This is a genomic window from uncultured Campylobacter sp. (assembly GCF_938031315.1).
GTDB lineage: Bacteria > Campylobacterota > Campylobacteria > Campylobacterales > Campylobacteraceae > Campylobacter_B.
Genome location: NZ_CALHHT010000181.1, coordinates 1 through 2468, shown reverse-complemented (window position 1 = coordinate 2468; position 2468 = coordinate 1). Strand labels below are relative to the sequence as shown.

The window sequence follows — 2468 nt, the reverse complement described above, 5'->3', positions numbered from 1 at the left end:
CGTAAAATGCGGAGTTTTGTCCATAAAGCATAGTTAGGATCCGCTCCAGCTGGTACTCGCCGAAATTTCCGCGCAGCTTGACGTTGCCCAAGATCGCATTTAATCGCGAAATTTCATCTCGCACCTGAAGCGAAGCTTTATTTTGCTCGCCCATCCGCGCGAGGTTTTGCGCTACGCCGCTAAAGCCCTGCTGAAGCGAGTTCAAATTTGAGCTAAGCGCGCTGTTTTGGCGCTGCAATCCCTCGCTTAAAGCCTTATTGAAATAATAAAATTTATCGGTAAAGCCGTCCTTAAGATCCTGGCTCAGCTTAAAAAACTCGGCGCTTGATTTTAGCTCCTGCGCGCTCAGTCGCTCTTGCAAAAGTGCGGCAAGTGCGGCATTTGCATCGCTTGCGCGGCGAGTCTGAAAAAACAGCACTGCCAGCAAAACGATCACCAGCGCCGCAAATACGGCAAACGCAGCGAAAAAGATCGCCTCAGCGCCCATCTTGCACGCTTTGAGGATCTAAAATTTCATTTTTGTAGCGTAGATATTCGATGTCGTTGTTAAGCGCGCGATTTTCCTCAAGCAAAACCTCGTGCTTGGTACGAAGTGCGGCGATGTCGCGGCTGATGTAATAAATTTCGTTGCGGATGTAAATCGCCGGCACCGTCAGCAAAAACGCAAATCCGATCAGCAGATAAACAACTAAAAGCTGATAAAGCGTGAGATTTTTCTCCTTTTTTTTCTCGGCGTCGTAGTTGCGTAGTAGCTCGTCTTGTGCGCCCGCGAAACTGCCGTAACCGCGTCCTGCAGCAAGGCTTGCATAATCATGCGCGCCCATATCTGCGTAATTTTGATTTTGCGTGCCTGTAAAGTTCGCACCCGCAAACGCCGCATAATCCACCTTGCCGGTAAAATTGGCACCTACAAAATCGCCGTAGCTCGCTCCGCTGGAATTATCGCTGCCGCGAGCGGCTGAAAGATTTGCGTCGCCACGTCCTTTGAATTTTACTTTGCTGTTTTTATTAAATTTTGTTCCGCCGCTTTCGGAATTTAGATAGTTTTGAGTGTTTGTAAAGCCTGAACTTTCGAATTCCAAGCTAGTAAAATCGTCGTAACCGCCCGCTGCGCCCGCGTAGTTTCGTTTTACGGAAAGATCCGCGGCAAGCTTATCCTCTAGCTCCTCATCCGTCAGATCCTCCATAGCTCGTCTTTTCGCAAGCTCTATACCCGCTAGATCAGATGTTCCTGCGAAGTCGTGCCCGTCATCGTCGTCGGCAAAATATTCATATTTATTCATCTAAAATCTCCATAAATTTAAAACCACGATCTTATCTTTACTCGCCGCCAAGGCGCCTGCGTCAAGATAAATTCAGCTCGAAGCCCGCAGCTCGCGTGTACCCAGCAATGAGCCGTTAAGGTGAAATTTAAAAGTCAAAGTTACGGGCAAAATTCTTCTTTGCAATTTTACCTCGGTAAATGGAATTTTATCTTAACTCGCAAAATTATATCTCGGCCAGCAAAAGTAAAATTTTAATTTAGCGGGCTATTGCGTTTATTTGGCTGGCTCTTTGCACGATATTGTATAGCAGCAGAAGCTTCAAAAGAAGCATCGCGTTAATTTTGCTCGTTTTTTTGCACCGCCTGCTTGGGAAATTCATTTTGACAGGTAAAAATCGAGCTTACTTTACCAAGATTGACTATTTATAAAATTTTGTCAAATCGTCTGAAAAACCGCTCAAAATTTTACTGCGTCTTCGATGCGCCTTAAAACGTTAAGCAAAGTATATCGCTTGCAAGATAAGCTCTATCATCTAAAATGGCGATGAAATCAACGGCTCGTCTGCAAAATTTCGTTAAAGCAAAGGACTAGATTTGGCATTACGCCGCTTGCTTTAGGCGCCAAATTGTAACTCTCGCTCGGTTCTGTATTGCGATGTCACTTAGCTTTTAAAATATGCAGCAGCTAAATCTCATAAAATTATACATTAAATTTAGCGTAAAATTCAACGTTAAACTTTTTGTTAAATTTTATGATTTAGCTATTAGGTGTCCAAAAAAAAACACCGAAAATATTATAAATTTTAAAGCGAATCTTTGAAAGCTGAATTTCAAAATTCCGTAAAATTTTAAAATTTAATGCCTGCAAAATCTGTAAATTTTACAAAATTTCGTCAAAATTTAAAATTCATAGCAATCAAAGGCGGTCATTTCAGTCGAAAAATTCTTAACTTTGCACTTGCGGCTCGAGAATTTTGCGCAAGCTCTTGCGCGTCCGCTATTATAGGGCTTTTAGTTAGGATTTTGCCTAACGAATGCCCGCCGCCGCATTCGCAGCGCATAAACTCGCTAGGGCAGACGCAATCACGTTCCCACGCCTTAAATCGTTCCTTTACTATGCGATCTTCAAGCGAATGAAACGAGATTATAGCGACAGTTGCATTAGTTAGAATTGAATCGCGCGATTTTTGCTCAATGAACGCGA

General features: G+C 43.4%; 3 protein-coding genes. All 3 read right to left on the bottom strand.

The window, feature by feature from the left end; all coding sequences use genetic code 11:
• A partial coding sequence (gene rmuC, locus Q0236_RS04760) for a DNA recombination protein RmuC (RefSeq protein ID WP_297915620.1) occupies positions 1–487 on the bottom strand: 487 nt, incomplete at its 3' end.
• Entirely contained in the window at positions 477–1283 is an 807-nt protein-coding gene (locus Q0236_RS13265) for a hypothetical protein (RefSeq protein WP_367274735.1), read from the bottom strand. The genes rmuC and Q0236_RS13265, both read right to left, overlap by 11 nt.
• A gap of 907 nt (positions 1284–2190) precedes the next feature.
• The coding region (gene mraW, locus Q0236_RS04750) for a 16S rRNA (cytosine(1402)-N(4))-methyltransferase (protein WP_297915618.1) at positions 2191–2468 on the bottom strand (278 nt) is incomplete at its 5' end.

What these genes read in the sequence shown, in the direction of transcription:
- Q0236_RS13265 (WP_367274735.1), bottom strand. Translation starts at nt 1,283, where the DNA reads ATGAATAAATATGAATATTTTGCCGACGACGATGACGGGCACGACTTC.